Here is a 22,647-nt window from a genome sequence, read left to right as displayed (position 1 = left end):
TTCCAGGCACTGGCTGCGCACAGCGTTCGTGTACGCCGCCGTTGCCTTATTTTTTGTAGATCCCCGCTTCCAGCACCACGTCGTTGACGCGCAGGATGTACGTGGTCTTCGGCTCGATCTTGCCGCTGGTGGGATTCTTGTACTGGTAGTCGACCCAGCCCTTGCCCTGCTTTTGCGCCAGCTCAATGATTTCACGGCGATATTTCTTGCCATTCGCATCAGGCACATCCGTCAAATCCTTGCCCACGATGGAAGGATTGATGGGGTGGGCCAGCACGATGCCCGTCTTGATGTCACGCATGTCCACATACAGCGAGCCCTGCACGAAGTCGGGGTCTTTCGCCGTGATTTTCTTCATCATCTCTTCCTTGCCATGCGCCTTCATGAAGGCGGCGCCCCGTTCAGCCATGGCGATGGCGTCTTTTTCCGTTGGTTCGACGGCGGCACTGACGCTGCCGCCGGCAAATGCCAGGCACAGCAGGCTACCCGTGAATAAGCGTTTCATGACTGCTCCTTGTGAGAATCGAGGGATGTGTTGCACAGCCGTAATTTACGTCGTCGACGGCCCCATCAAATTGCGATGGAACAAACTAAGGTGTTGCTTGTAGGCAGCGAACAACGTATCGGAATGCTTGTTGATGTGTAGCAATTTGGTTCTTTATGGCAAGAACTATGATGACTTTCACAGCATGCCGAGCTGGCATGGCCTGTGGGAGAAAGAGGCTGGAATTGGCCGATATAGGGTCAATTTCATGAAAGTTATCGCTATTTATTGGCAAGGAGACTATCGTGTCCGCACTCATTACCGAGCCGTTTTCACCCAAGTTCAAGCCGTATACGCGGCAAACCATTCATCAGGCGCGGCAGTGGGAATGGCTGCCAGAAGAGCAGCGTGTAGCCGTGCAAGTGGTGTCGCACGTCTTGCCGTTTCGCACCAATGCCTATGTGCTTGACCAGCTGATCGACTGGAACAATATTCCTGACGACCCCATCTACCGCCTCGTCTTCCCTCACCGCGACATGCTGCCGCCCGAGCAGTACGCGCACTTGCGCGACCTGGTGCTGGTGCAGCGTGACAAGGCTGCCATCGATGCCTATGTGCATGGCTTGCGCTTGGGCATGAATCCCCATCCGGCCGGGCAGATGACGCATAACGTGCCTAAAGTCAACGATGCACCCGTGCGCGGCTTGCAGCATAAATATGCGCAAACGGTGCTGTTTTTCCCCAGCGCGGGCCAGACGTGCCACGCGTATTGCACCTTCTGCTTCCGCTGGCCCCAGTTCGTCGGCATGGATGACATGAAGTTTGATGCGCGCGAGTCGCATGAGCTGGCCGCCTACCTGAAACTGCATCCGGAAGTGACGGATGTGCTGATCACTGGCGGCGACCCGATGATCATGAATACGCGGCAACTGGCCGCCTACCTGGAGCCGCTGCTGGCGCCGGGCCTGGAACACATCCAGAACATCCGCATCGGTACCAAGGCGGTGGCGTATTGGCCGCAGCGTTTTGTCTCCGACCGCGATGCGGACGATTTGTTGCGCCTGTTCGAGCGCATCGTCAAGGCGGGCAAGAACCTGGCCGTGATGGGCCATTACAGCCATGCCGTCGAGTTGCGCCAGGATATCGCGCAGCAAGCGGTGAAACGCATCGTCTCCACGGGCGCCACCTTGCGCATGCAGGGGCCGCTGATCCGCCACATCAATGAAGACCCGGCTAGCTGGGCCGAGCTGTGGCAGACGGGCACGCGCCTGGGAGCGATTCCGTATTACATGTTTGTCGAACGGGACACGGGGCCGCGCGGCTATTTCGAGTTGCCCTTGGCGAAGGCACATGAAATCTTCCAGGCCGCCTACCAAATGGTGTCCGGCCTGTCGCGCACGGTGCGCGGGCCCTCCATGAGCGCGTTCCCCGGCAAGATCGTCATCGATGGCATCGTCAGCATCAATGGCGAAAAACTGTTTGCCCTGCAATTTTTGCAGGCGCGCAATCCGGATTGGGTGCGCCGGCCGTTTTATGCGAAGTTCGATGCGGAAGCGACGTGGATGGACGATTTGAAGCCCGCGTTCGGCCACGATAAATTCTTCTTCGAGACGGATGAACCTATGCCGCAGTTGCCGCATAAGATCATCCGCCTGGCACAGGCCGCCTGAGCATGCACGCCGCCGGCGCCTCTTCCCGTTGCGGGGTGGCCGTGTTTTGCCTGGTGTTCCTGCCGTTCGCGCTCGGGCATTACCTGTCGTGCCTGCTGCGCGGCGTGAATGCCGTGCTGACGGCGGAGTTGCTGGGTGCCATCGCCCTGACGCCAGCGCAGTTGGGCTTGCTGACCAGCGCCTTTTTTCTCGCCTTTGCGCTGGTGCAACTGCCGATCGGCATGGCGCTCGACCGTTACGGCCCCCGCACGGTGCAACTGTGGCTGCTGGCGCTGGCGGCCCTGGGTGTGTGGCTGTTCAGCCGGGGCCACAGCTTTGCCGAGCTGATGTGGGCGCGCGCGCTGATGGGGGCAGGCCTGGGCGGCTGTTTCATGGCCGCAGTGAAAGCGATCTCGTGCGCCATTGTGCCCGCGCGCCTGCCTTCCGTGCATGGCTACCTGATCGCCATGGGCGGCCTGGGCGCGGCCACGGCCACCATGCCCATCAAGCTGGCCCTGCACTACACGGACTGGCGCGGCGTGTTCCTGGGCCTGGCGCTGGCGGCGCTGGCCATCGGCGTGCTGATCCGCCTGCTGTCGCCGGCCATGCCCGCGCCCGCCACCGCGTACTCGGTGAGCAAGGTCAGTGTCTGGAGCGTGTACCGCGATCCCGGCTTTCGCCGCACCATCGCGCTGATCTTGCTGCCGCACACGGTGTTCTTTGGCGTGCAGGGCTTGTGGGTAGGGCGCTGGCTGGCCGACGTGGGTGGCATGTCCGACGATAGCGTGGCATATTTGTTGTACCTGGGCATGGCGGCCGTCATCTTCGGCGCCATCGGTATGGGCATGCTGACGGAGTGGGCTGGGCGGCATGCAATTGAACCCATGCAAGTGGCGGCCGCCGGCATCGTCCTGTTTGTCTCCGTGCAAGTGGCGATGGCGTGTAACGTCGTGCCCAGCCTGCCCGTGCTGTCCGTGCTGTTTACCTTGCTGGGCACGGTAACGGGCCTCGAATATGCGATCGTCGCGCAAAGCATGCCGGCCAGCCTGACGGGCAGGGCGGCCACCTGCCTGAATTTGCTCATTTTTACGGGCGCATTCCTGGTGCAGGCGGGCTTTGGCCTGATCCTCGGCTGCTGGCCCTGAACAGCTTGCAGCAGTACCCGCCGCAAGCGTACCAGGTGGCGTTTGGCGTGCTGGCGGCCTTGCAACTGCCGGGACTTGCGATGTTTTTCATTCACCGCTACAGGCGCGCCGGGCCATCCGGTAAAATGGCAGCCTGCACAGCGGCAATGATCAACTCCAAGGAAGACTATGAAACTCGTTCGTTATGGACGTCCAGGCAAGGAAAAACCGGGCCTGATCGATGAAGAAGGCAAACTGCGCGACCTGTCCGGCGTGATTGCCGATATTGACGGTGCGCAACTGTCCGACAAGGCCCTGCGCAAGCTGGCCAAGCTGGACGAAAAGACCTTGCCCCTGGTGCGCGGCAATCCACGCTTCGGCGTGCCGCTGGCGAAAGTCGGCAAGTTCATCGGCATCGGCCTCAATTACGCGGATCACGCAGCCGAATCGGGCATGCCGATTCCCGCCGAACCCATCGTCTTCATGAAGGCGATCACTTGCCTGAATGGCCCGGACGACAATGTCGTGTTGCCGAAAGGCTCGAAAAAGACGGACTGGGAAGTGGAGCTGGGCGTCGTCATCGGCACGCGCGCGCAATACGTGAGCGAAGAGGATGCGCTGAAATACGTTGCCGGCTATTGCGTCGTCAACGATATTTCCGAGCGCTCGTTCCAGCTGGAGCGGGGCGGCCAATGGGATAAAGGCAAGGGCTGCGACACCTTCGGCCCCATCGGCCCGTGGCTGGTGACGCGCGATGAAGTCATCGACGAGCAAGACCTGGACCTGTACCTGGAAGTCAATGGCAAGCGCATGCAGACCGGCAATACGCAAACCATGATTTTCACGGTGGCGCAGATCGTCAGCTACCTGTCGCAATTCATGACCCTGGAACCGGGCGACGTCATCGCCACGGGCACGCCGCCGGGCGTGGGCCAGGGCCGCAAGCCGCAGCGTTTCCTCAAAAAAGGCGACAGCATGCGCTTGGGCATCCCCGGCCTCGGTGAACAGCAGCAGGACGTGGTCGCCTGGACTGCCTGATGGCCGGTAGCGATATCGACCGTTTGCCCGCGCTGCCGCTGGACCGGCTCGACGTCCAGCAGCGCGCCGCCGCGCAAGCCATCATCGACGGTCCGCGCGGTGCCCTGTACGGCCCCTTCGTGCCGTTGATCCGCAGCCCCGAGCTGATGGAAACGGCGCAGCGCATGGGAGAATATTTGCGCTACCGCAGTGCCATCGGCACGCGCCTGTCCGAGCTGGCGATCCTGGTGACGGCGCGCCAGTGGGACCAGCAAGTCGAGTGGGCCATCCACGCGCCGCTGGCCGTGCAGAATGGCATCGCGCAGGCGGCCGTGGACGCCATCGCGGCGCGGCGCGCGCCGCTTGCCCTGAAAGAAGACGAGCAAGCCGTGCACGACTTTTGCATCGAGTTGCAGCGGAACAAGAGGATCAGCGATGCCACGTATGCGCGCGCGCTGGCGCTGTTCGGCGAACACGGCGTGGTCGACTTGATGGGTATCAATGGCTATTACACTTTCCTGGCCATGGTCATGAATGGGGCGCAGACGGCGGTGCCAGCCTTGGGCGTGCCGCCCCTGCCCGCCTGATTAGAGGACTTCTTCGGGCAAAGATGGACAAAGTGTAATGAAGTTGCAATTATTCAATATATAATTTTGCTTCCCTTCCATTGCCAACAAGCTCAATGAAAACTCGTCCGTGCTTCACCCTGATGGGCCGCGCCTTCCTGGTGCTGGCCCTTTCTTTTTTCCCCTTGATGACGGTACGGGCGCTGGCCGCCGAAACCGCCGCTAGCGCTAGCCCCAGCGCTTCCGCACTGGAAAATTCCGTCGTCAAGGTGTTTTCCACCCTGCGCGGGCCGGACCCCTATAAACCCTGGAGCAAGGCCGCGCCGCAAGAGGTGACGGGCTCCGGCGTCGTCATCGAAGGCCGCCGCATCCTCACCAATGCGCACGTGGTCGGCTATGCCAGCCAGGTGCAGATTCAGGCCAATGGCGCGGGCGACAAGATACCGGCGACCGTGCTGGCCATCTCGCGCGGCATGGACCTGGCCTTGCTGAAAATCGACGACGACAGTTTTTTCGCCAGCCATAAAGCGGTGCCGCGCGCCAATGTCTTGCCGGACGTGCGCGATGCCGTGCTGGCGTATGGCTATCCGACGGGCGGCACCTCGCTGTCGATCACCAAGGGCATCGTCTCGCGCATCGAATTCGTGCGCTATAACTTCCCCGTCTCCGGCTTGCGCATCCAGATCGATGCGGCCATCAACCCGGGCAATAGCGGCGGCCCTGTGATTGCGGGCGAGAAGATGATCGGCCTGGCCTTTGCCGGCATGCTCAATGCGCAAAACATCGGCTACATCATCCCCAACGAGGAAATCGAGCTGTTCCTGCGCGACCAGGAAAGTGGTGCGCCCCAGGGCAAGCCGGCCATGCGCGACGTGACGCAAACGCTGGAAAATCCCGCGCTGCGCACCTACCTGAAGCTGGCCAAGGGTGTCGAGGGCGCCGTCGTGATGACGCCGGCCAGCAAGAACGCCGCCTATCCGCTCAAGGAGTGGGATGTCATCACGCATATCGGCGAATTTCCCATCGACAACCAGGGCATGGTCAAGCTGAATGCCAACAGCCGCGTGCGCTTCCAGTACCGGGTGCAGCAGCTGGCGAAAGACGGCGAATTGCCGTTGACGGTGGTGCGCCAGGGCGCACCCCTGAAAATCAAGGTACCCGTCTCGGCGGCGCACCCGATGCTCATTGCCAGCCTGCAGGGCAATTACCCATCCTATTTCATTTTCGGCCCGATGGTGTTTTCGCGCGCGACCACGGAATTCATGGCGGCGCCCAATGGCAACCCTGCGATCCTGGGCGGCATGGCGTTTGCCGGCAATCCCCTTGCCACGCGGCGTGGCGACGCGCCCGATAGCGAGCGCGAAGAGCTGGTGGTGATTGCCGCGCCGTTCTTCCCGCACAAGCTGATGAATGGCTACAGTACCCGTTTCTTTTCGGTCGTCGATTCCGTCAATGGCGTGCGCGTGCGCAGTCTGGCGCACCTGGTAGCCTTGCTGCGCGACCAGACCGATGAGCTGCTGACGTTCCGCTTCCAGCAGCGCGATGCGGAAATGCTGGTCGTACCCCGCAAGGACATGCTGGCGGCGACGGAATCGGTGCTGACGGACAACGGCATCCGCTCGGAAGCATCGCCCGATATGTTGAAGATATGGAATGAAAAAACGCCGGCGAACTGATCGTTCCCGGCGTTCCGTACACCAACAGGCGCGGCACACACCGCGCCTGTTTTACTTTAGGCCAATACTTTTTTCAGCCACGCGCCAATCGCGTCGATCTCTTCCTGGCACAGCGAGTGCTGCATCATGTACTCGTGCCATTCCACCTTGTAACCCATGCCGGCGAGCAAGTCGCGCGACTGCTGGGCGCGAGCGATCGGCACCACGGGGTCGGCCGTGCCATGCGCCATGAAGATCGGTGTGTCCAGGCTGGCCGGCGTGCGCTCGGCTGCCGTCTTGTCGGCCAGCGGCAGGTAGCCGGACAGGCACATCAGGCCGGCCAGCGGTTCCGCATGGCGCAAGCCCGTTTGCAGGGCCATGGCGCAGCCTTGCGAGAAGCCGGCCAGGATGATGCGGCTGGCGGGAATGCCGCGCGCCTTTTCGCGCGCGATCAGCGCCTCAATTTGGGCTTGCGAGGCGCGCAGTCCACCCTCATCTTCGCGGCGCACCAGGTCATTTTCGCGGATGTCGTACCAGGCGCGCATCACGTAGCCGTTGTTGATGGTGACGGGCATGGTGCCGGCACTGGGGAAAATGAAGCGGATGGCGGGGCAGCCGCGCAGGTCGAGTTCCTTCACCAGGGGCACGAAGTCATTGCCGTCGGCGCCCAGGCCGTGCATCCAGATGATGGAAACGGTGGGGTTCGGTGCGCTGTCGAGTTGTATGGTTTCCAGCAAGGTGCTCATGTATTTTCCTCAGGTAGGGGTTGCGCCGGACGCAGCGCCGATTTGGGACGGAAGGCCTTGCAGATGGCCGGGTCGGTTTCCATGTAGGGACCTTTGATGAGGTCGATGCAATACGGCACGGCGGCAAAGATGCCGTTGACCAGTTGATTTCCATCAGCGTCTTTCAGGCCCTCTAATGTTTCCTTGATGGCTTTCGGCTGGCCCGGCAAGTTCATGATCAGGCAAGCGCGCTCGGGCGTCTCGCGGATCACGGCCACCTGGCGCGACAGAAGCGCCGTCGGCACGAATTGCAGGCTGATCTGGCGCATCTGTTCGCCGAAACCGGGCATTTCCTTGGTCCCGACGCTGAGCGTGGCGTCCGGCGTTACATCGCGCCGCGCCGGGCCCGTGCCGCCCGTCGTCAGGATCAGATGGCAGTGGCTCAGGTCGACCATGTCGATGAGGGTGTTTTCAATCTGCGAGCGCTCGTCCGGGATCAGGCGTTTTTCCAGGCGAAACGGCGTGCGGATGGCGGCGGACAGCCAGCTTTCCAGCGCGGGGATGCCCAGGTCTTCATACACGCCGCCGCTGGCGCGGTCCGAGATCGACACGAGGCCGATAATCAATTCGTCTTCTATCGTGGTCATGCGGCACCTGTCTATGTCGTAAAAAAACCGGGCTGATCCCGGTTTTTAGCTACTTTCGGGGTCAGACCCGCCGGGTCTGACCCCAGTTTTTTACTCGTCGTCGTCGCCTTCAACGTCATCTTCGTCGGCATCTTTCTTGCCGCCGTTTTTCTTCTTGGCGATCTCTTTCAAGATCTGGAAGATTTCACGGTAAGCTTTTGGCGGCTTGTTCTCGGCCTGCTCCTTGCGGGCATTGCGGATCAGGGTGCGCAGGTGCTGCACGTCCAGTTCCGGGTTTTCCGACAGCAAGACGGTCAGCGCCTTGTCATCCGTCAAGAGTTTGTCGCGGCGGCGTTCCATCGCATGCATATTGGCCGTGTCGGCTTTCGACAAGCCTTTCCAGCTATCGATGGTGCGTTGGATGGCGGCAACTTCTTCTTCATCCAGGGTGCGCATTTTCTTGCCCACGTATTGCAGCTGGCGGCGGCGGCCTTCGTGATCCCTGATTTGCTGGCATTCGAGAATGGCGTCGCGCACGTCTTCCGGCATCGGGACGCGCTTGACGCGGTCGCGTGCTTCATTGACGAGTTCTTCGCCCAGCTTTTGCAGGACGGTCATCTGGCGCTTGAGTTCCGACTTCGACGGACGTTCATATTCCTGTTCGAATTCGGTGGATTGGAAGCCGCAAGCTCCCCGGTTTGGATTTGGCATGATAAGGCGGGATTGGCCGCGTAGGCCGCACCTGTAAACTGTAAACGACTGCTATGATACCCTTTTTAGCGGCTTTCCGAAGAAAACAGCGCATGAACGACTCCGTATTTACCCATAGTCAAGAGCAATTGCAGCAACTGGCCCGTGATGTGTTGTCTTTTGCGCGGGAAGCGGGCGGCACCGACGCAGCCGTCGAAGTCAGCGAAGGCGGCGGCTTGTCCGTTTCTGTACGAAAAGGCAAGATCGAGACGATCGAGCAAAACAAGGACAAGGGCATGGGCGTGACCGTGTTTGTCGGCAAGAAACGCGGCAATGCCAGCACCTCCGACTTTTCGCCATCGGCCCTGCGCGCCACGGTGGACGCCGCCTACAACATCGCCCGTTTCACGGCCGAAGACGATTGCGCGGGCCTGGCCGACGCGGACATGCTGGAAATGTCCCCCGCGACTTGCAACTGTTCTATCCTTGGCTCATTTCCGCCGAGGAAGCCGTCGTGCTGGCCCAGCGGGCTGAAGCGGCCGCGTTTGCCGTCGACCCGCGCATCACGAACAGCGAAGGCGCGGGCGTGCACGTGCAGCAATCGCATTTTGTCTCCGCCAATTCGCGCGGCTTCATCGGCGGCTACCCATTCTCTCGCCACACCCTGTCCGTGGCGCCCATCGCCGGCAAGGGTGCGAAGATGCAGCGCGACGACTGGTATTCGTCCGTGCGCGACGCCGCCAAAATGTCGAGCCCGGAAGCCATCGGCCGCTACGCCGCGGAACGCGCCCTGTCGCGCCTGAACGCGCGCAAGCTGGGCACGCGCACCTGTCCCGTGCTGTTCGAGGCGCCGCTGGCGGCCGGTTTGCTGGGTACCTATGTGCAAGCGACCTCGGGTGGCGCCCTGTACCGCAAGTCCACTTTCCTGAACGATTCCCTGGGCACGCAAGTGCTGCCGTCGCATGTGCAGATCTTTGAAGATCCGCACGTGATCGGCGGCGTCGGTTCTGCGCCGTTCGACGAAGAAGGCGTAAAAACCGTCAGCCGTGACGTCGTCAAGGATGGCGTGGTGCAAGGCTATTTCCTGTCGACTTACACGGCCCGCAAGCTGGGCATGCAGACGACGGGCAACGCGGGCGGCTCGCACAATCTCTACCTGACCTCGTCCCAGACGGCCGCCACCGATGATTTCGTTGCCATGCTGAAAAAGCTGGGCACGGGTTTGCTGGTGACGGAATTGATGGGACAAGGAACCAATTACGTGACGGGCGACTATTCGCGCGGCGCCTCCGGTTTCTGGGTGGAAAATGGGGTGATTCAGTATCCGGTGGAAGAAATCACCATCGCCGGCAATATGCAGGACATGCTGCGCAACATCGTCGCCGTGGGCGCCGACGTGCTGCGCCGTGGCACCAAAGAGACGGGTTCCATCCTCATCGAGAGCATGGTGGTGGCGGGCGGCTGAACGGATGCATTCCTCCTTGTCAAAAGGCGCCGCTGGCGCCTTTTTTCTTGTCCGTGTGGTTTTTCGGGCAGCGGCCTGATCGTCATACGGCGGAAATATTCGCTTCGTATGATGACGCCACCTGACGTTATTTGCGTGGTTTAGATGCTTTTAATGTAAGTAAGCCGAACTTCGTGATATTTCATGCAAGATGCGAGTCTTGCAGTGACGCGTTGTTGTTGATCCAACCTGCATAGTGAACTCTCCATGACCTACTCCCGTACCCGCATCGCCCGCGCGGTGGCCCTGTTGTGTGCCATGAACGCCCTGTTCTCCACCCAAGCGCAAGCCCATGGCGATGCGTCTGCCGCACCAGCTGCCGCCAGCGATTTCCTGGATGCACCGCAAGCCGTGATCGTCACCGGCACGCGCGGCAGCAACCGCACGCAGTTCGACACCATGGCGCCCGTGGACGTGTTCAACCGCGAAGATATCGGCGCCGTCGCATCGTCGGACTTGAACGATGTCCTGGCGCAATTGGTGCCTTCGTATGTGGTGCAGCGCCTGCCGATGGCCGATGGGCAAGTGTTCGTGCGCCCTGCAACCCTGCGCGGCCTGTCGCCGGACCAGACTTTGGTGCTCGTGAACGGCAAGCGCTTCCACCGCAGCGCCCTGCTGGGCGCGCGCGGCGCGCAGGCGCCCGACCTGGCGCAGATTCCCGTGTCCGCCATCAAGCGCATCGAAGTGCTGCGCGACGGCGCCTCGGCCCAGTACGGCTCCGACGCGATCGCCGGCGTGATCAACATCATCCTCGACGATACATTGGGCACGGAGCTTTCCGTGCACCACTCGCAATACTCGGAAGGCGACGGCAAGGGCAATGAGCTCAACCTGAAGACGGGCTTTGCCTTTGGCGAGACGGGCAAGGCGACGATTTTTGGCGCGCTGGCCCAGTCCGATCCCACCTCGCGCACGCGCCAGCGGGCCGACGCCATTGCCTTCCAGAACGCCCATCCGGCACTGAAGGTGCCCAATCCCGTGCAGCGCTGGGGCCAGCCTGAGCTCGATAGCAAACGCATCGGCTTCAATGCCAGCATGGCCCTGTCCGACACGGTGGAACTGTACGGTTTCGGCCTGTTCAGCCGCAGCGACGGTACCTCGGATTTTAATTGGCGCAATCCCGACACCAGCACGGGCGCGTATAAAACCAGCAGCCTGTTCCCAGGCTGGGACTTGCGCAGTCTGTATCCGCTGGGCTTCAGCCCCAGCTATTCGAACGACCAGGATGATTTACAGCTGGTGGCCGGCGTGCGTGGTCACTTCAACGAGCGCTTCGGCTGGGATGTGAGCGCTTCCTACGGCCGCAACCGCATCGACTATCACTTGGCCAATTCCATCAACGCCTCGATGGGGCCGACCAGCCCGACGTCGTTCTACCTGGGCCAGTTGTCGCAGGCGGAAAAGATTCTCAACGCCAATTTTAATTATGAGTTGCCCGTGGCATCCTTGTCGCAACCGGTCAATATCGCGTTTGGCGCCGAGGCCCGCAACGAAACGTATGGCGTGAAGGCAGGCGATACGGCGTCCTGGACGGTGGGGCAGGGCGCGGCCATCGGCCTCGACGCGAACGCCAACGGCGCACCGGGTTTCAGCGACCGCCAGGCGGGCAGCTGGGGCCAGGACAGCTATGCGGCCTACCTGGATGTGGAAGTACCCGTCACGAAGGCACTGAGCCTGGGCGGCGCGGCCCGCTACGAGCATTTCTCGGAATTCGGCGGCACCGTCAACGGCAAGTTGTCGGCCCGCTATGCCTTGAGCGCGGACCTGGCCTTGCGCGGCTCGTACTCGACGGGTTTCCGCGCGCCAACGCCCGGCCAGTCGAATACCAACAGCACGAATCAAGGCCTCGACACCAAGACCCTGCTGTTGTTTACCAGCGGCCGCCTGGCCAACAACGATCCACTGGCCATCCTGCTCGGTGCGCAGGCGCTGAAGCCGGAAAAATCGAAAAACCTGTCGCTGGGCTTTACCTGGAAGATGCAGGCCGGCTTTTCCGGTTCCGTCGACGTGTATGACATCAAGGTCAGCGACCGCTTCAGCACGTCCGCCGCGTTTGCCGTGCCCGCTGGCGTGGCCAACCCGTTGCGCTACACCTCGGTCAGCTATTTCACGAACGACTTCGACACCACCACGCGCGGCATCGATATCGTCGGCAGCCACCTGAGCCGTATCGGCGACGGCAAGCTGAACCTGACGCTGGCCTACAACTACAACACGACGAAAGTCGATGGCGGCAAGTCCAGCCTGGTGACCAATCCGGCCCAGCGCCAGGTGTTCGAAGAGCGCTTGCCGCGCCAGAAAGCCACCATCAGCGGCAACTACGAGCTGGGCAGCTGGAATACCCTGGCCCGCGTGCGGTACTACGGCGCGTGGACGGACAATTCCGGCAACGCCACGGGCGATATCTTCCAGCGTTTCGGCGCCATGCAATTCCTTGACCTGACGGCCAGCTACAAGATCAGCGACAAGCAGTCCGTGCGCGTGGGGATAGATAACGTGCTGGACAAGTATCCTGATGAAGCAAGCTTCCAGGCCAGCCGCGGTCTGATCTATTCGCGCAATGCGCCCTACGACACGGACGGGCGCAATCTGTACGTCGAGTACAAAGTGAAATTTTAAGGGGAGATCATGATGAATCCACAACGCCGCGCCTTGCTGCGCGCGAGTTCGCTGGCGGTGGCGCTGCCCTTGACGGCTGGCGCAGCATCGGCAGCGTCCGCTTTGCCGGTATTTTTGCCAGCAGTGCCGGCTGGCAGCACGCCGGAAGCCCTGGCCAGCAATCAGCCGTACTGGCAGGCGGTGGCCGCGCAATACGACACCACCGATGCCGTCGTGCAATTGGACAACGCCTTTTGGGGTTCGATGGCCAGGCCCGTGCTGATGCATTACCAGCAGCAATTGAGCATGGTCAACCGCGACAACGCTTGGTATGCACGCATGCGCTTTCCGGCCGACTTCGAGGCGGCCCGCGCCGCGGCGGCCAGGGCGCTGGGCGTGGGTATCGATGAAATCGTGCTGACGCGGGGCGCCACGGAAGCGCTGCAAGTCTTGATCGCCGGCTACAACCGCCTGCAGCCGGGCGATACGGTGCTGTACGCGGATATCGATTACGACAATATGATCACCGTCACGCGCTGGCTGCAGCAGCGGCGCGGCGCCCAGGTAGTGTCGATTGCCATGCCGGAACCATTTACGCATGACAACGTCATTGCTGCCTATGTTGCTGCCATGGAGCGCCATCCGCAGCTGAAACTGATGCTGCTTACGCATGTCAATCACCGCAACGGCATGGTCTTGCCGGTGGCCGAAATCAGCCGCCTGGCGCGCACACGGGGCATCGATGTCATCGTCGATACGGCGCATGGCTTTGGCCAGCTGGACATGACGATTCCCGACTTGCAGGCGGACTTTGCCGGCATCAACCTGCACAAATGGATAGGCGCGCCCGTGGGCGTGGGCGCCGCCTACATCAAGCGGGGCAGGCTGGCCGATATCGACCCGTACATGGGGGAATCGCGGGGAGAAAAGGCGGGCGACGATATCCGTACCCGCGTGCACACGGGCACGGTCAATTTCGCCGCCTATCTGAGCTTGCCGACGGCGCTGGACTTGCATGCGCAGATCGGCGTTGCCAACAAGCAGGCGCGGCTGCGGCTGCTGCGCAACCGCTGGGTGGAAGCGGCGCGCGGCATCGATGGCATCGAGGTGCTGGCGTCCAGCGATCCCCGCCTGACGAGCGCCATCGCCTCGTTCCGGCTAAAAGGCAAGACCAGCGTGGCGGACAATTTTGCCCTGTCGAAAAAGCTGGTGCAGCTACACGGCATCTTTGCCGTGCCGCGCGACGGTCTTGCCAGTGGCGCGTGCGTGCGCGTCACGCCGGGCATCTTTACGCCCGAGGCGCACCTGGACAAGCTGGTCGATGCCCTGCGCCAGGTGGCCAAGGGCTGAGTTTGCTTCTGCAGGGGATGGCCTCAGTACTCTTCCCACTCGGTCTCGGCGACCGCGGCCTGTGCGACCACCTTGTCTGCTTTCCTGGCCGGTGCGGCAGTGGCCGTGACGCGTGGCGCGGCGGCAGGCTTGGCCGGCGCGCGGATGGCTGGAACCGGAACCGGTGGCAGCGCTTGCGTGCCGTCGAGCTTGAACACGCTGACGGCTTCGGCCAGGATGGCGGCCTGATCCTGCAACGCTTCGGACGCGGCTGCCGCTTCTTCCACGAGGGCGGCATTTTGCTGTGTCACGGCATCCATTTCCGTGATGGCCTGGTTGATCTGTTCAATCCCCGTTTCCTGCTCGTTGCTGGCGGACGTGATCTCGGCCATGATGTCCGTAACGCGCCGCACACTGCTGACGATCTCTTGCATGGTGCTGCCGGCCTGGTTCACCAGGTTGCTGCCGAGATTAACCTGCTGCACGGAGTCGTCGATGAGGATCTTGATTTCCTTGGCGGCGGCGGCGGAGCGGTGAGCCAGGTTGCGCACTTCCGTGGCCACCACGGCAAAGCCGCGGCCCTGTTCGCCCGCCCTGGCCGCTTCCACTGCCGCATTCAGAGCCAGGATATTGGTCTGGAAGGCGATGCCATCGATGACGCCGATGATGTCGACGATTTTCTTCGACGAGGCATTGATCGTATCCATGGTCGTGATCACTTCCGCCACCACCTGGCCGCCTTTGCTGGCCACGCTGGAGGCCGATTGCGCCATCTGGTTGGCCTGGCGTGCGTTTTCGCCATTCTGCTTGACGGTCGACGTCAGTTCTTCCATCGACGATGCCGTTTCTTCCAGCGAGCTGGCTTGTTGCTCCGTGCGCGAGGACAAGTCCATATTGCCGGAGGCGATTTCACGCGAGCCATGGGCGATGGCATCCGTGCCATGACGCACGCGGGCCACGATGCCTTGCAGATTGTCGTTCATTTCTTTCAGCGCACGCAGCAGCAAGCCCGTTTCATCGGTGCCGCGCGCGTCGATGCTGCCCGACAGGTCGCCGGATGCCACGCGTTGCGCCACTTTGACCGCTTCGCCTATGGGGCGGCTGATGGAGCGGCTGATCAGGATGGCCAGCACGATGGCAATGAGCGTCGCGGCGATGGACAGGGACAGGGTCAGGATGATGGCCAGACGCCCGTCGGCGGCGGCTTGCTTGCCTTCGCTTTCCATCAGCGATTCCTGGAAGCCGGCCATGGCCGCCAATGCCGTCAGGAATTTTTCTTGCGGATAGCGCAGCTGTGTCAGCAGGAAAATGCCCGCCGTTTCCGATTTGCCTTCTTGTAACAGCTTGATATTCGCATCGCGCGTCTTGCCATACGTTTCGCGGCTGCTCATCACGGCCTGGAGCAGTTCCTGGCCCTTGGGCGTATTGACCAGGGTTTTCAGGCGCGCCAGCAGTTCCACGTTCTTTTTGACCGACGCCTGCACCTTGGCCACGGAACTGCTGACTTCGTCGGCATCGTTGGCGCCGATGATGGCAAGGCTCAAGAGGCGGGCCTGGATATTGATCTCGGACTGAATGGTGTTTGACAGCATGACCTTGACATAGCGGTCATTGACAATCTTTTCCGTCGAAGCATTGATGTTGCGGATGCGGCTCACGGAAACAAAGGCCACCATGGCAAGCAGGACAATGATCAGGCCGAAACTCAAGGCCAGCCGGGTACTGATGTTAAGCTTGGACATAGGGTATTCATCCTCAACGTAAAGCGGAAAGCGTGCGCTTGGCATGGTCCTGCGGACAAGCGGCGCCTGTGCATGACGATGCTGATGCGGTCAGTTTGCGTTACAGAAAGCTAATTCGGCGGGGATAGGGCCGTGGATGCGTATTTCCGGTGGCGGGAAGTCATGGCGACCCACCCGGTGGCGTATTCTTGCGGGGCCGCGCAGCGTGGCACGGCCCGATTCTGTTGGATAGTGTAGGACGATAATTTCTGACAGGCAAGATGTTTGCGAAAAAAACCATTCGTCCAGCAACGCTTGCCGTGCGGTCAAAAAAAATGCCCCGGCGTGCGGGGCATGGGGCTTACGCGGGCCGGTCCGGCCCTGATGCTCAGGCGCGCAAGCTGGACAGGATAGGCTGCAGGACGGCCGCGCCCAGGGCAGCGCTGCGGGCGCCGCTCCAGCCCGTTTGTGGGTCGGGATCGTTGGCATTGTCCTTGAACGGCAGTTCCAGGGTCAGTGCCAGGCAGCCGAAGGCGTGCGTGATGTGAGGCGAACCCATGGTCAGTACTTCCGGCGTGAACGGGCCGTCTTCATAGCCGTGCTCATCCTGGAAGTCGGGGCTGGCCACCTTGAAGTCGGCGATAAAGCGGTCTTGCTCGGCTTTTTGTGCTGGCGTGAAATTTTCCAGCGCATCGCTGCCGGCGACGAACACGTAAGGCAGACCTTCGTCGCCATGTACGTCGAGGAACAGGTCGCAGCCGATTTCATGCATTTTCTGCTTCACCAGGAATACTTCCGGGCTGCGTTCCATGGTCGGCGTCATCCATTCACGGTTCAGGTTGGCGCCGGCCGCGTTGGTGCGCAGGTTGCCATGCACGGAACCGTCCGGGTTCATGTTCGGCACCACGTAGAAGACGGCGTCTTGCAGGCACTGGCGGGCAAACGGATTGGCCTGGTCCAGCAAGGCGTCGAGCATGCCCTCGACAAACCATTCCGCCATCGTTTCACCGGGATGCTGGCGCGCGATGACCCAGACTTTCTTCTCGGCATCGGCGTCACCGACCACCAGCAGATTCATGTCGCGCCCTTCCACCGTGCTGCCCAGGTCGATCAGGCGCACCAGCGGCGACGCTTGCGCGCTGTCGATCAGGGCCAGATGGCGATCCCATGGGTACGGCTCGAAGTAGGCGTAGTACACGCTTTCTTCCTCGGGGGTGTGTGCGATGGTCATCACCGTGCCGTCGAAGCTGGTTGGCACGCGGAACCAGGTTTCGCGGTCATAGCTGGCGACAGCCTGGTAGTCTTTCCAGCCGTCCGGATAGGCCGACTTGCCTGCATTCATGAAGCGGATTGTGCACGCCTCGCCTTGCGCGCCTTGCAGGCGGAAATAAAACCACTGCGTGATGTCGGCGTGGGAATCCTTGCGGATATTCAGCTCGATGGATTGGGCATCGTCGGCGCGCAGCACCTCGATCGCGCCGGCGTCGAATTGCTGGCTGATTTTAATGGTCATGAGTGTTCCTGATAAAAACATATGGGTTTTGCATCGTGTGCAATGGCGCGATGATACCCGTTTTAGCCGCGCCTTTGTGCTGGCGCAAACGACGCGGGACGTGCTTTGCTAACGTGATAGCTCCAACATGGGGAGAGCATCATGGACGACAACGGCAAGCACATACGCGAACTGGAAAAGAAAGTCAGCGTCCTCAGCGACGCCCTGGCGCACCTGGGCAAGGGCACCACCTTGCAGGAATTACTGCGCATCCTGCGTTTCCCCGGCTATACGACGCCGGCCGAATTTACCTTCAATGCCGCCATCCTCGACACCATGCTGGTGCAGGCCAATGCGCTGGAAAAGCTGGGGCAGGATTTGTTGGCTGGGGCGAAGCAGGTAGTTGTCAAACAATGAACGTTGGATAAGAGGCGCTTGCTGAACGCCTGAAAAATGTTCAGGGCAAGGCGCGGGGCCGCAGGCAGTACGAACGTACGCCCAGGCCCTGCAACGCCGCCATGGACGTTTTGTCAGGTGTTCAGGCCGCCGAAACGTTCAAAGAACCACGGCTCCACGTCCGGTGCATGCTCATCCTCGCGCCGCAGGGTGGCCAGGATATGGTCCTCGGCCGCCGCATGGGTGATGCGGTAGAGGTCGCGCGCCAGTGCATACGCTTGCGTGCCGGGCCACGGTTCGGGCAGCAGTTCGACGGGCAACTGTGGGTCGTGCAACTGCACGCGGCGGTAGGCGTGTGTCAGCAGCGAGCGGATGACGAAGGCTTGCTCGGCATCGAACACGGGCGCTTCTTGCAGCAAGGTCAGCAGCGGCTGGAAGCTGGCGATGAATTTTTCGTAGCCGGCCATCACTTCCGACAGGTCCCAGCATTCGCCCACCATGTCGCGCAAGGGGCGTGTGCTGACATCCGGCAACTCCGTAGTGTGGCAGACATACAGCTTGCCCTGTACCTCGTTGCGCACGAGGATGTCTTCCAGCGCCTCCGAGTTGCTGGCTGGATGGCCAAAGATGCCAGGAGAGATCAAGCCATAGCCCGCCCACAATAATTCCTTGCGCAGCGCCCCTCGCTCGGCGGCGCCGATGCTGCCGGCCGGCCCGATCACCAGGGTCCAGCTGCCATCCCAGTGCACGACCAGTGGCGCATAGATGCGGCGATACGCGCGCTCGAAGCGGGCCAGCGCCTCCGGGCGTATGGTATAGGCGCTGCGGCGGCCGTCGCGTTGCGAGCTGAGCCAGCCCTCCTGCGCCAGGCGGAACACGCTGGTGCGCAGCAAGCGGTCATTCACACCAAACGGTGCCAGCAGTTCGATCAGGCTGCCCAGCCAGATGGCGCCGCCGCGCGGCACGATGGCGTCGCCGAAAATCGTCATCACCAGGGACTTTGAGCGCGGTGGGTCGCTTTCCAGGAAATCGGCTATCCATGCCGTGCAGCGGGTGTTCTTCATGTGGTTCCGGTCTGGCCGTGTTGCGGTCGATTCAATAAAAGCAGCAGTTTACTTGGCTGCGCGGGTAGCGCGTCAATAATTTGCAGGAAGCGCTGGTGGCACTTCGCAGTGTTTTCTCATCAGCAATATCATACGCACAACCGCACAAGATACGAATTTTTAAAATGATTCACATCAAGTGTATGCAAATAGTTTTTTGTATCGTATTATCTGTTGATCGCACCGCGTTGCTGCGCAAAATCAAAGACATGGGAGACAGATCATGTACGCACAAATGGTTGAAACCGGCCTCAAGAACGTCCGCTCCATCGACGACATGGGCCAGGAAGAGCGCGCTTTTCAGGCGCGCATCGACGAAGGCATCAAGATCGAGGCCAAGGACTGGATGCCGGACGCTTACCGCAAGACCCTGATCCGCCAGATTTCGCAGCATGCGCATTCGGAAATCGTCGGTCAATTGCCCGAAGGTAATTGGGTCACGCGCGCACCGACCTTGAAACGCAAGTCCATCCTGCTGGCGAAGATCCAGGACGAAGCGGGTCACGGCCTGTACCTGTACAGCGCCGCCGAAACCCTGGGCGTGTCGCGCGACGATCTGCTCGCTGCCTTGCACTCGGGCAAAGCCAAGTATTCCAGCATCTTTAACTATCCCACCCTGTCGTGGGCCGACATGGGCGCCATCGGCTGGCTGGTCGACGGCTCCGCCATCATCAACCAGATTCCCCTGTGCCGCTGCTCGTATGGCCCGTATGCACGCGCCATGATCCGCGTCTGCAAGGAAGAATCATTCCATGCACGCCAGGGTTACGACATCATGATGTCGCTGTGCAAGGGTACGCCAGAGCAGAAAGCCATGGCGCAGGATGCGCTGAACCGCTGGTGGTGGCCGTCCTTGATGATGTTCGGTCCGTCCGATGCCGCCTCCGTCAACAGCGCCCAGTCGGCACAATGGCGCATCAAGCTGTTCTCGAATGACGAATTGCGCCAGCGCATGGTTGACCAGACCGTGCCGCAAATCGAGTACCTGGGCTTGACCGTGCCCGATCCCGACCTGAAGTTCAATGCGGAAACGGGCCACTATGAATTCGGCGAGATCGACTGGTCCGAGTTCAACAATGTCCTGAAGGGCAATGGTCCGTGCAACCGCGAGCGTTTGCAAACGCGGGTGAAAGCGTATGAAGACGGCGAGTGGTTCCGCGATGCCTTGCTCGCGTATGCAGACAAGCAAGCCGCTAATAAAGCAGCAGCGTAATTACATAAGACAGATAGGGGAGAGCAACATGAGCAAAGAATGGCCATTGTGGGAAGTTTTCATCCGCAGCCAGCACGGCCTGGCGCACAAGCATGTGGGCAGCCTGCACGCCTCCGACGCCACCATGGCGGTCAACCATGCGCGCGACGTCTACACGCGCCGCAATGAAGGCGTGAGCATCTGGGTGGTGCGCGCGGCCGATATCGTCGCCAGCAGCCCCGGCGACAAGGGCGCCCTGTTCGAGCCGTCGAACAGCAAGGTGTACCGCCATCCCACCTTCTTCCCGATGCCGGAAGAAGTCAAGAACCTGTGATGGGAGCGCCTGCAATGGATGACAAAGTCAATTACCTCCTGCGCCTGGGCGACAATGCCCTGATCCTCAGCCAGCAGCTGTCGCAGCTGTGCGGCAAGGGTCCCGCGCTGGAAGAAGACATGGCGCTGACCAACGTGGCGCTCGATCTGCTGGGCCAGACGCGCTTGTGGTTCAGCTATGCGGCTGAACTGGAAAACGCGGGCCGCGACGAGGATGACATCGCCTTTTTGCGCGACGCCCACGACTTCAAGAATTGCCTGCTGCTGGAGCAGCCGAACGGTAATTACGCCGACACCATGATGCGCCAGTTCTTCTTCGACACCTGGCACTACTTCCAGCTGCTGGAACTGGCGAAATGCAGTGATCCACGCATCGTCGAAGTGGCGCAGAAGTCGGTCAAGGAAGTGACGTATCACCTGCGCCGCAGCGGTGACCTGATCGTGCGTCTCGGCGACGGTACGGCGGACAGCCATGCCAAGACGCAGGCGGCGGCCGACAAGCTGTGGATGTACACGGGGGAGATGTTCAAGTACGACGCCGTCGACCAGGCCATGCTTGCAGCCGGCATCGCGCCGCCATCGGACGTGTTGCGCCAGGCCTTCCTCGAACACGTGGCCGAGATCTTTGCCGAAGCCACCTTGAGCATGCCGGCGCCCGACGCCTGGATGCAAAAGGGCGGCAAGCAGGGCACGCACACGGAACACCTGGGTTTTATTCTGGCCGAGATGCAGTTCCTGCAGCGCGCCTATCCCGGGGCGGAGTGGTAGTGAACACGCCCATGGCAACGCTGGACGCGGCCCAGGTCTGGGCCTGGCTGGGCGACGTGCCGGACCCGGAAATTCCCGTCATTTCGGTGGTGGACCTGGGCATCGTGCGCGCCGTCGATGTGGTCAGCAGCGAAGAGTGCATCGTGACGATCACGCCCACCTATTCGGGCTGCCCGGCCATGCAGGTGATCGCCGATGCCGTCACGGATGCCTTGCGCAGCCATGGCGTGGCCAAGGTAACGCTGGTGAACCAGCTGGCACCCGCCTGGACCACGGACTGGATGAGCGAGGCGGGCAAGGCCAAGCTGAAAGGCTATGGCATCGCCCCGCCGCAGCAGCAGGTGATCGACATCAGCGGCCTTCGTAGCGCAACAGCGGGTGGTGTCAAGCGCCAGCCCATGCCGACGCTGGAGGTGGTCTGCCCGAATTGCGGTTCCACGCATACGCAGCTGACCAGCCAGTTTGGCTCCACGCCGTGCAAGGCCCTGTACAAATGCCTGGCTTGCCGCGAACCGTTTGATTACTTCAAGTGCCACTAAAAAAATCAGGCACACGTTCCGAAGAAACTGGAGATGAAGCATGAGTAAATTTTATCCGCTGTGCGTAGCGAACGTGCGCAATGAAACGCGCGACACCATCGCCGTCACGTTCGACGTGCCGGCCGAACTGCAGCAGCAGTTCCGCTTCCAGCAGGGCCAGCACCTGACCCTGCGCGCCAATATCAATGCGGAAGACGTGCGCCGCTCGTATTCCATCTGTTCGGCGGTGCAGGATGGTACCCTGCGCGTGGCCATCAAGCGCACGCCCGGCGGCGCTTTCTCTACCTGGGCGAACGATACCCTCAAGGCCGGCGCCACCATCGAGGTGATGCCACCCATGGGCCACTTCAACGTGCCGCTCGACTGCGTCAACCGCAAGCACTACCTGGCGTTTGCGGCCGGCAGCGGCATCACGCCCATCCTCTCCATCATCAAGACGACACTGCTGACGGAGCCATTGAGCCGTTTCACCCTCTTCTACGGCAACCGCGCTTCGTCGTCCGTCATCTTCAAGGAAGAATTGACGGACTTGAAGGACGTGTACCTGGAGCGTTTGAACCTGGTGTACGTGATGAGCCGCGAGCAGCAGGATATCGAGCTGTTCAACGGCCGCATCACGCAGGAAAAATGCGAGCAGTTCCTGCAGCACTGGATCAAGGTAGAAGATTACGACAACGCCTTCATCTGCGGCCCGGAAGACATGATGCTGGGCGTCTCCGCCGCCCTGCAGGCGGCCGGCATGCCCAAGCAGAACATCAAGATCGAACTGTTCGCCGCCAGCATCCCGAAAAATGCCCACAAGCCGCGCGCCCAGTTCGACGCGGGCGCCGTGCAGGAAACGGAAGTGACCGTCATCATGGATGGCAACCACACCACCTTCACGATGGACAAGGACAAGGAATCCATTCTCGACGCGGGCCTGCGCGCTGGGCTGGACATGCGCTACTCGTGCAAGGGCGGCGTATGCTCGACCTGCCGCTGCAAGATCCTCGACGGCAAGGTCGAGATGGACGTCAACTACGCGCTGGAAGACTACGAAGTGGCGCGCGGCTTCGTCCTCAGTTGCCAGAGTTTTCCGCTGACCGACAAGGTCGTGGTTGACTTTGACCAGGCTGAATAACATCAGACCCCAAGCG

General features: G+C 61.3%; 20 protein-coding genes and 1 pseudogene. 14 read left to right on the top strand and 7 right to left on the bottom strand.

Annotation, left to right across the window (positions count from 1 at the left end; all coding sequences use genetic code 11):
• Positions 1 to 46: 46 nt before the first annotated feature.
• The gene (locus tag CNX70_RS26110) at positions 47 to 505 is read right to left on the bottom strand and encodes a cache domain-containing protein (protein WP_034780434.1); all 459 of its coding nucleotides are present in this window, start codon (positions 503 to 505) and stop codon (positions 47 to 49) included.
• 284 nt (positions 506 to 789) lie between these two features.
• Here CNX70_RS26110 and CNX70_RS26105 point away from each other — a divergent pair, with 284 nt between their 5' ends.
• The 5 genes from CNX70_RS26105 (at position 790) to CNX70_RS26085 (ending at position 6,516) form a co-directional block, all read left to right on the top strand.
• A complete protein-coding gene (locus CNX70_RS26105; RefSeq protein WP_167389723.1) occupies positions 790 to 2,154 on the top strand; it encodes a KamA family radical SAM protein in 1,365 nt (454 codons plus the stop codon).
• Between the two features lie 2 nt (positions 2,155 to 2,156).
• The gene (locus CNX70_RS26100; RefSeq protein ID WP_244198959.1) at positions 2,157 to 3,278 is read left to right on the top strand and encodes an MFS transporter; all 1,122 of its coding nucleotides are present in this window, start codon (positions 2,157 to 2,159) and stop codon (positions 3,276 to 3,278) included.
• A 168-nt stretch (positions 3,279 to 3,446) separates the two neighbouring features.
• Complete coding sequence (locus CNX70_RS26095) at positions 3,447 to 4,295, top strand: fumarylacetoacetate hydrolase family protein (RefSeq protein WP_096237933.1); 849 nt, start codon at positions 3,447 to 3,449, stop codon at positions 4,293 to 4,295.
• A complete protein-coding gene (locus CNX70_RS26090) occupies positions 4,295 to 4,861 on the top strand; it encodes a carboxymuconolactone decarboxylase family protein (protein ID WP_096237932.1) in 567 nt (188 codons plus the stop codon). The genes CNX70_RS26095 and CNX70_RS26090 overlap by 1 nt, the downstream gene beginning before the upstream one ends.
• A 95-nt stretch (positions 4,862 to 4,956) precedes the next feature.
• Positions 4,957 to 6,516 carry a S1C family serine protease gene (locus CNX70_RS26085; protein ID WP_244198958.1) on the top strand — a complete coding sequence of 520 codons (1,560 nt, stop codon included), beginning with the start codon at positions 4,957 to 4,959 and terminating at the stop codon, positions 6,514 to 6,516.
• A 56-nt stretch (positions 6,517 to 6,572) separates the two neighbouring features.
• On the opposite strand, the gene CNX70_RS26080 is transcribed toward CNX70_RS26085, so the two are convergent.
• From CNX70_RS26080 to yjgA, 3 genes are all read right to left on the bottom strand, one after another.
• Complete coding sequence (locus tag CNX70_RS26080) at positions 6,573 to 7,241, bottom strand: alpha/beta hydrolase (protein WP_096237930.1); 669 nt, start codon at positions 7,239 to 7,241, stop codon at positions 6,573 to 6,575.
• Positions 7,238 to 7,867, bottom strand: a complete 630-nt coding sequence (gene mog / locus CNX70_RS26075) for a molybdopterin adenylyltransferase (RefSeq protein WP_096237929.1) — start codon at positions 7,865 to 7,867, stop codon at positions 7,238 to 7,240. The genes CNX70_RS26080 and mog overlap by 4 nt, the downstream gene beginning before the upstream one ends.
• A gap of 90 nt (positions 7,868 to 7,957) precedes the next feature.
• A complete protein-coding gene (yjgA, locus tag CNX70_RS26070) occupies positions 7,958 to 8,557 on the bottom strand; it encodes a ribosome biogenesis factor YjgA (RefSeq protein ID WP_096237928.1) in 600 nt (199 codons plus the stop codon).
• A gap of 92 nt (positions 8,558 to 8,649) precedes the next feature.
• Here yjgA and pmbA point away from each other — a divergent pair.
• The 3 genes and pseudogenes from pmbA (at position 8,650) to CNX70_RS26055 (ending at position 13,988) form a co-directional block, all read left to right on the top strand.
• A pseudogene (pmbA, locus tag CNX70_RS26065) lies at positions 8,650 to 10,001 on the top strand (metalloprotease PmbA).
• Positions 10,002 to 10,247: 246 nt separating this feature from the next.
• Positions 10,248 to 12,659 (top strand): TonB-dependent receptor plug domain-containing protein, encoded by a 2,412-nt coding sequence (locus tag CNX70_RS26060; RefSeq protein WP_208624470.1) that lies wholly within the window; start codon positions 10,248 to 10,250, stop codon positions 12,657 to 12,659.
• A gap of 9 nt (positions 12,660 to 12,668) precedes the next feature.
• Positions 12,669 to 13,988, top strand: a complete 1,320-nt coding sequence (locus CNX70_RS26055; protein WP_208624469.1) for an aminotransferase class V-fold PLP-dependent enzyme — start codon at positions 12,669 to 12,671, stop codon at positions 13,986 to 13,988.
• A 23-nt stretch (positions 13,989 to 14,011) separates the two neighbouring features.
• On the opposite strand, the gene CNX70_RS29160 is transcribed toward CNX70_RS26055, so the two are convergent.
• Together CNX70_RS29160 and CNX70_RS26045 are read right to left on the bottom strand one after the other, a co-directional pair.
• On the bottom strand, positions 14,012 to 15,709 hold the full coding sequence (locus CNX70_RS29160) for a methyl-accepting chemotaxis protein (protein ID WP_096237927.1): 1,698 nt from the start codon (positions 15,707 to 15,709) through the stop codon (positions 14,012 to 14,014).
• 367 nt (positions 15,710 to 16,076) lie between these two features.
• Positions 16,077 to 17,201 (bottom strand): M14 family metallopeptidase, encoded by a 1,125-nt coding sequence (locus CNX70_RS26045; RefSeq protein ID WP_096237926.1) that lies wholly within the window; start codon positions 17,199 to 17,201, stop codon positions 16,077 to 16,079.
• Between the two features lie 141 nt (positions 17,202 to 17,342).
• On the opposite strand from CNX70_RS26045, the gene CNX70_RS26040 reads away from it, so the two are divergent.
• A complete protein-coding gene (locus CNX70_RS26040) occupies positions 17,343 to 17,597 on the top strand; it encodes a hypothetical protein (protein ID WP_096237925.1) in 255 nt (84 codons plus the stop codon).
• A gap of 113 nt (positions 17,598 to 17,710) precedes the next feature.
• Here the strand turns inward: CNX70_RS26040 and paaX are convergent, their stop codons facing one another.
• Positions 17,711 to 18,640, bottom strand: a complete 930-nt coding sequence (gene paaX / locus CNX70_RS26035; RefSeq protein WP_096237924.1) for a phenylacetic acid degradation operon negative regulatory protein PaaX — start codon at positions 18,638 to 18,640, stop codon at positions 17,711 to 17,713.
• Between the two features lie 262 nt (positions 18,641 to 18,902).
• On the opposite strand from paaX, the gene paaA reads away from it, so the two are divergent.
• Genes paaA through paaE form a run of 5 tightly spaced genes read left to right on the top strand, consistent with a single transcriptional unit; the run spans position 18,903 to position 22,631 of the window.
• Positions 18,903 to 19,892, top strand: a complete 990-nt coding sequence (gene paaA / locus CNX70_RS26030; protein ID WP_071075427.1) for a 1,2-phenylacetyl-CoA epoxidase subunit PaaA — start codon at positions 18,903 to 18,905, stop codon at positions 19,890 to 19,892.
• A gap of 28 nt (positions 19,893 to 19,920) precedes the next feature.
• Positions 19,921 to 20,205: a 1,2-phenylacetyl-CoA epoxidase subunit PaaB gene (gene paaB / locus CNX70_RS26025; protein ID WP_034746356.1), complete on the top strand. Its 285-nt coding sequence runs from the start codon at positions 19,921 to 19,923 to the stop codon at positions 20,203 to 20,205.
• 14 nt (positions 20,206 to 20,219) lie between these two features.
• Complete coding sequence (paaC, locus tag CNX70_RS26020; protein ID WP_096237923.1) at positions 20,220 to 20,972, top strand: 1,2-phenylacetyl-CoA epoxidase subunit PaaC; 753 nt, start codon at positions 20,220 to 20,222, stop codon at positions 20,970 to 20,972.
• Between the two features lie 11 nt (positions 20,973 to 20,983).
• Positions 20,984 to 21,511: a 1,2-phenylacetyl-CoA epoxidase subunit PaaD gene (gene paaD, locus CNX70_RS26015; protein WP_096238685.1), complete on the top strand. Its 528-nt coding sequence runs from the start codon at positions 20,984 to 20,986 to the stop codon at positions 21,509 to 21,511.
• A 40-nt stretch (positions 21,512 to 21,551) separates the two neighbouring features.
• A complete protein-coding gene (gene paaE / locus CNX70_RS26010; protein WP_096237922.1) occupies positions 21,552 to 22,631 on the top strand; it encodes a 1,2-phenylacetyl-CoA epoxidase subunit PaaE in 1,080 nt (359 codons plus the stop codon).
• The last annotated feature ends 16 nt before the right edge of the window (positions 22,632 to 22,647 follow it).

It is taken from the genome of Janthinobacterium svalbardense, from assembly GCF_002327145.1.
GTDB classification, from domain to species: Bacteria; Pseudomonadota; Gammaproteobacteria; order Burkholderiales; family Burkholderiaceae_D; genus Janthinobacterium; species Janthinobacterium tructae.
Note: the sequence above shows the minus strand (reverse complement) of the source record. Positions and strands in the feature narration are given on the sequence as shown.

Bases quoted from the DNA above. Each gene is read 5' to 3' on its own strand.
- CNX70_RS26110 (WP_034780434.1), bottom strand. From the start codon at position 505: ATGAAACGCTTATTCACGGGTAGCCTGCTGTGCCTGGCATTTGCCGGC.
- CNX70_RS26100 (WP_244198959.1), top strand. From the start codon at position 2,157: ATGCACGCCGCCGGCGCCTCTTCCCGTTGCGGGGTGGCCGTGTTTTGC.
- CNX70_RS26095 (WP_096237933.1), top strand. From the start codon at position 3,447: ATGAAACTCGTTCGTTATGGACGTCCAGGCAAGGAAAAACCGGGCCTG.
- CNX70_RS26090 (WP_096237932.1), top strand. From the start codon at position 4,295: ATGGCCGGTAGCGATATCGACCGTTTGCCCGCGCTGCCGCTGGACCGG.
- CNX70_RS26085 (WP_244198958.1), top strand. From the start codon at position 4,957: ATGAAAACTCGTCCGTGCTTCACCCTGATGGGCCGCGCCTTCCTGGTG.
- CNX70_RS26080 (WP_096237930.1), bottom strand. From the start codon at position 7,241: ATGAGCACCTTGCTGGAAACCATACAACTCGACAGCGCACCGAACCCC.
- mog (WP_096237929.1), bottom strand. From the start codon at position 7,867: ATGACCACGATAGAAGACGAATTGATTATCGGCCTCGTGTCGATCTCG.
- yjgA (WP_096237928.1), bottom strand. From the start codon at position 8,557: ATGCCAAATCCAAACCGGGGAGCTTGCGGCTTCCAATCCACCGAATTC.
- CNX70_RS26060 (WP_208624470.1), top strand. From the start codon at position 10,248: ATGACCTACTCCCGTACCCGCATCGCCCGCGCGGTGGCCCTGTTGTGT.
- CNX70_RS26055 (WP_208624469.1), top strand. From the start codon at position 12,669: ATGATGAATCCACAACGCCGCGCCTTGCTGCGCGCGAGTTCGCTGGCG.
- CNX70_RS29160 (WP_096237927.1), bottom strand. From the start codon at position 15,709: ATGTCCAAGCTTAACATCAGTACCCGGCTGGCCTTGAGTTTCGGCCTG.
- CNX70_RS26045 (WP_096237926.1), bottom strand. From the start codon at position 17,201: ATGACCATTAAAATCAGCCAGCAATTCGACGCCGGCGCGATCGAGGTG.
- CNX70_RS26040 (WP_096237925.1), top strand. From the start codon at position 17,343: ATGGACGACAACGGCAAGCACATACGCGAACTGGAAAAGAAAGTCAGC.
- paaX (WP_096237924.1), bottom strand. From the start codon at position 18,640: ATGAAGAACACCCGCTGCACGGCATGGATAGCCGATTTCCTGGAAAGC.
- paaA (WP_071075427.1), top strand. From the start codon at position 18,903: ATGTACGCACAAATGGTTGAAACCGGCCTCAAGAACGTCCGCTCCATC.
- paaB (WP_034746356.1), top strand. From the start codon at position 19,921: ATGAGCAAAGAATGGCCATTGTGGGAAGTTTTCATCCGCAGCCAGCAC.
- paaC (WP_096237923.1), top strand. From the start codon at position 20,220: ATGGATGACAAAGTCAATTACCTCCTGCGCCTGGGCGACAATGCCCTG.
- paaD (WP_096238685.1), top strand. From the start codon at position 20,984: ATGGCAACGCTGGACGCGGCCCAGGTCTGGGCCTGGCTGGGCGACGTG.
- paaE (WP_096237922.1), top strand. From the start codon at position 21,552: ATGAGTAAATTTTATCCGCTGTGCGTAGCGAACGTGCGCAATGAAACG.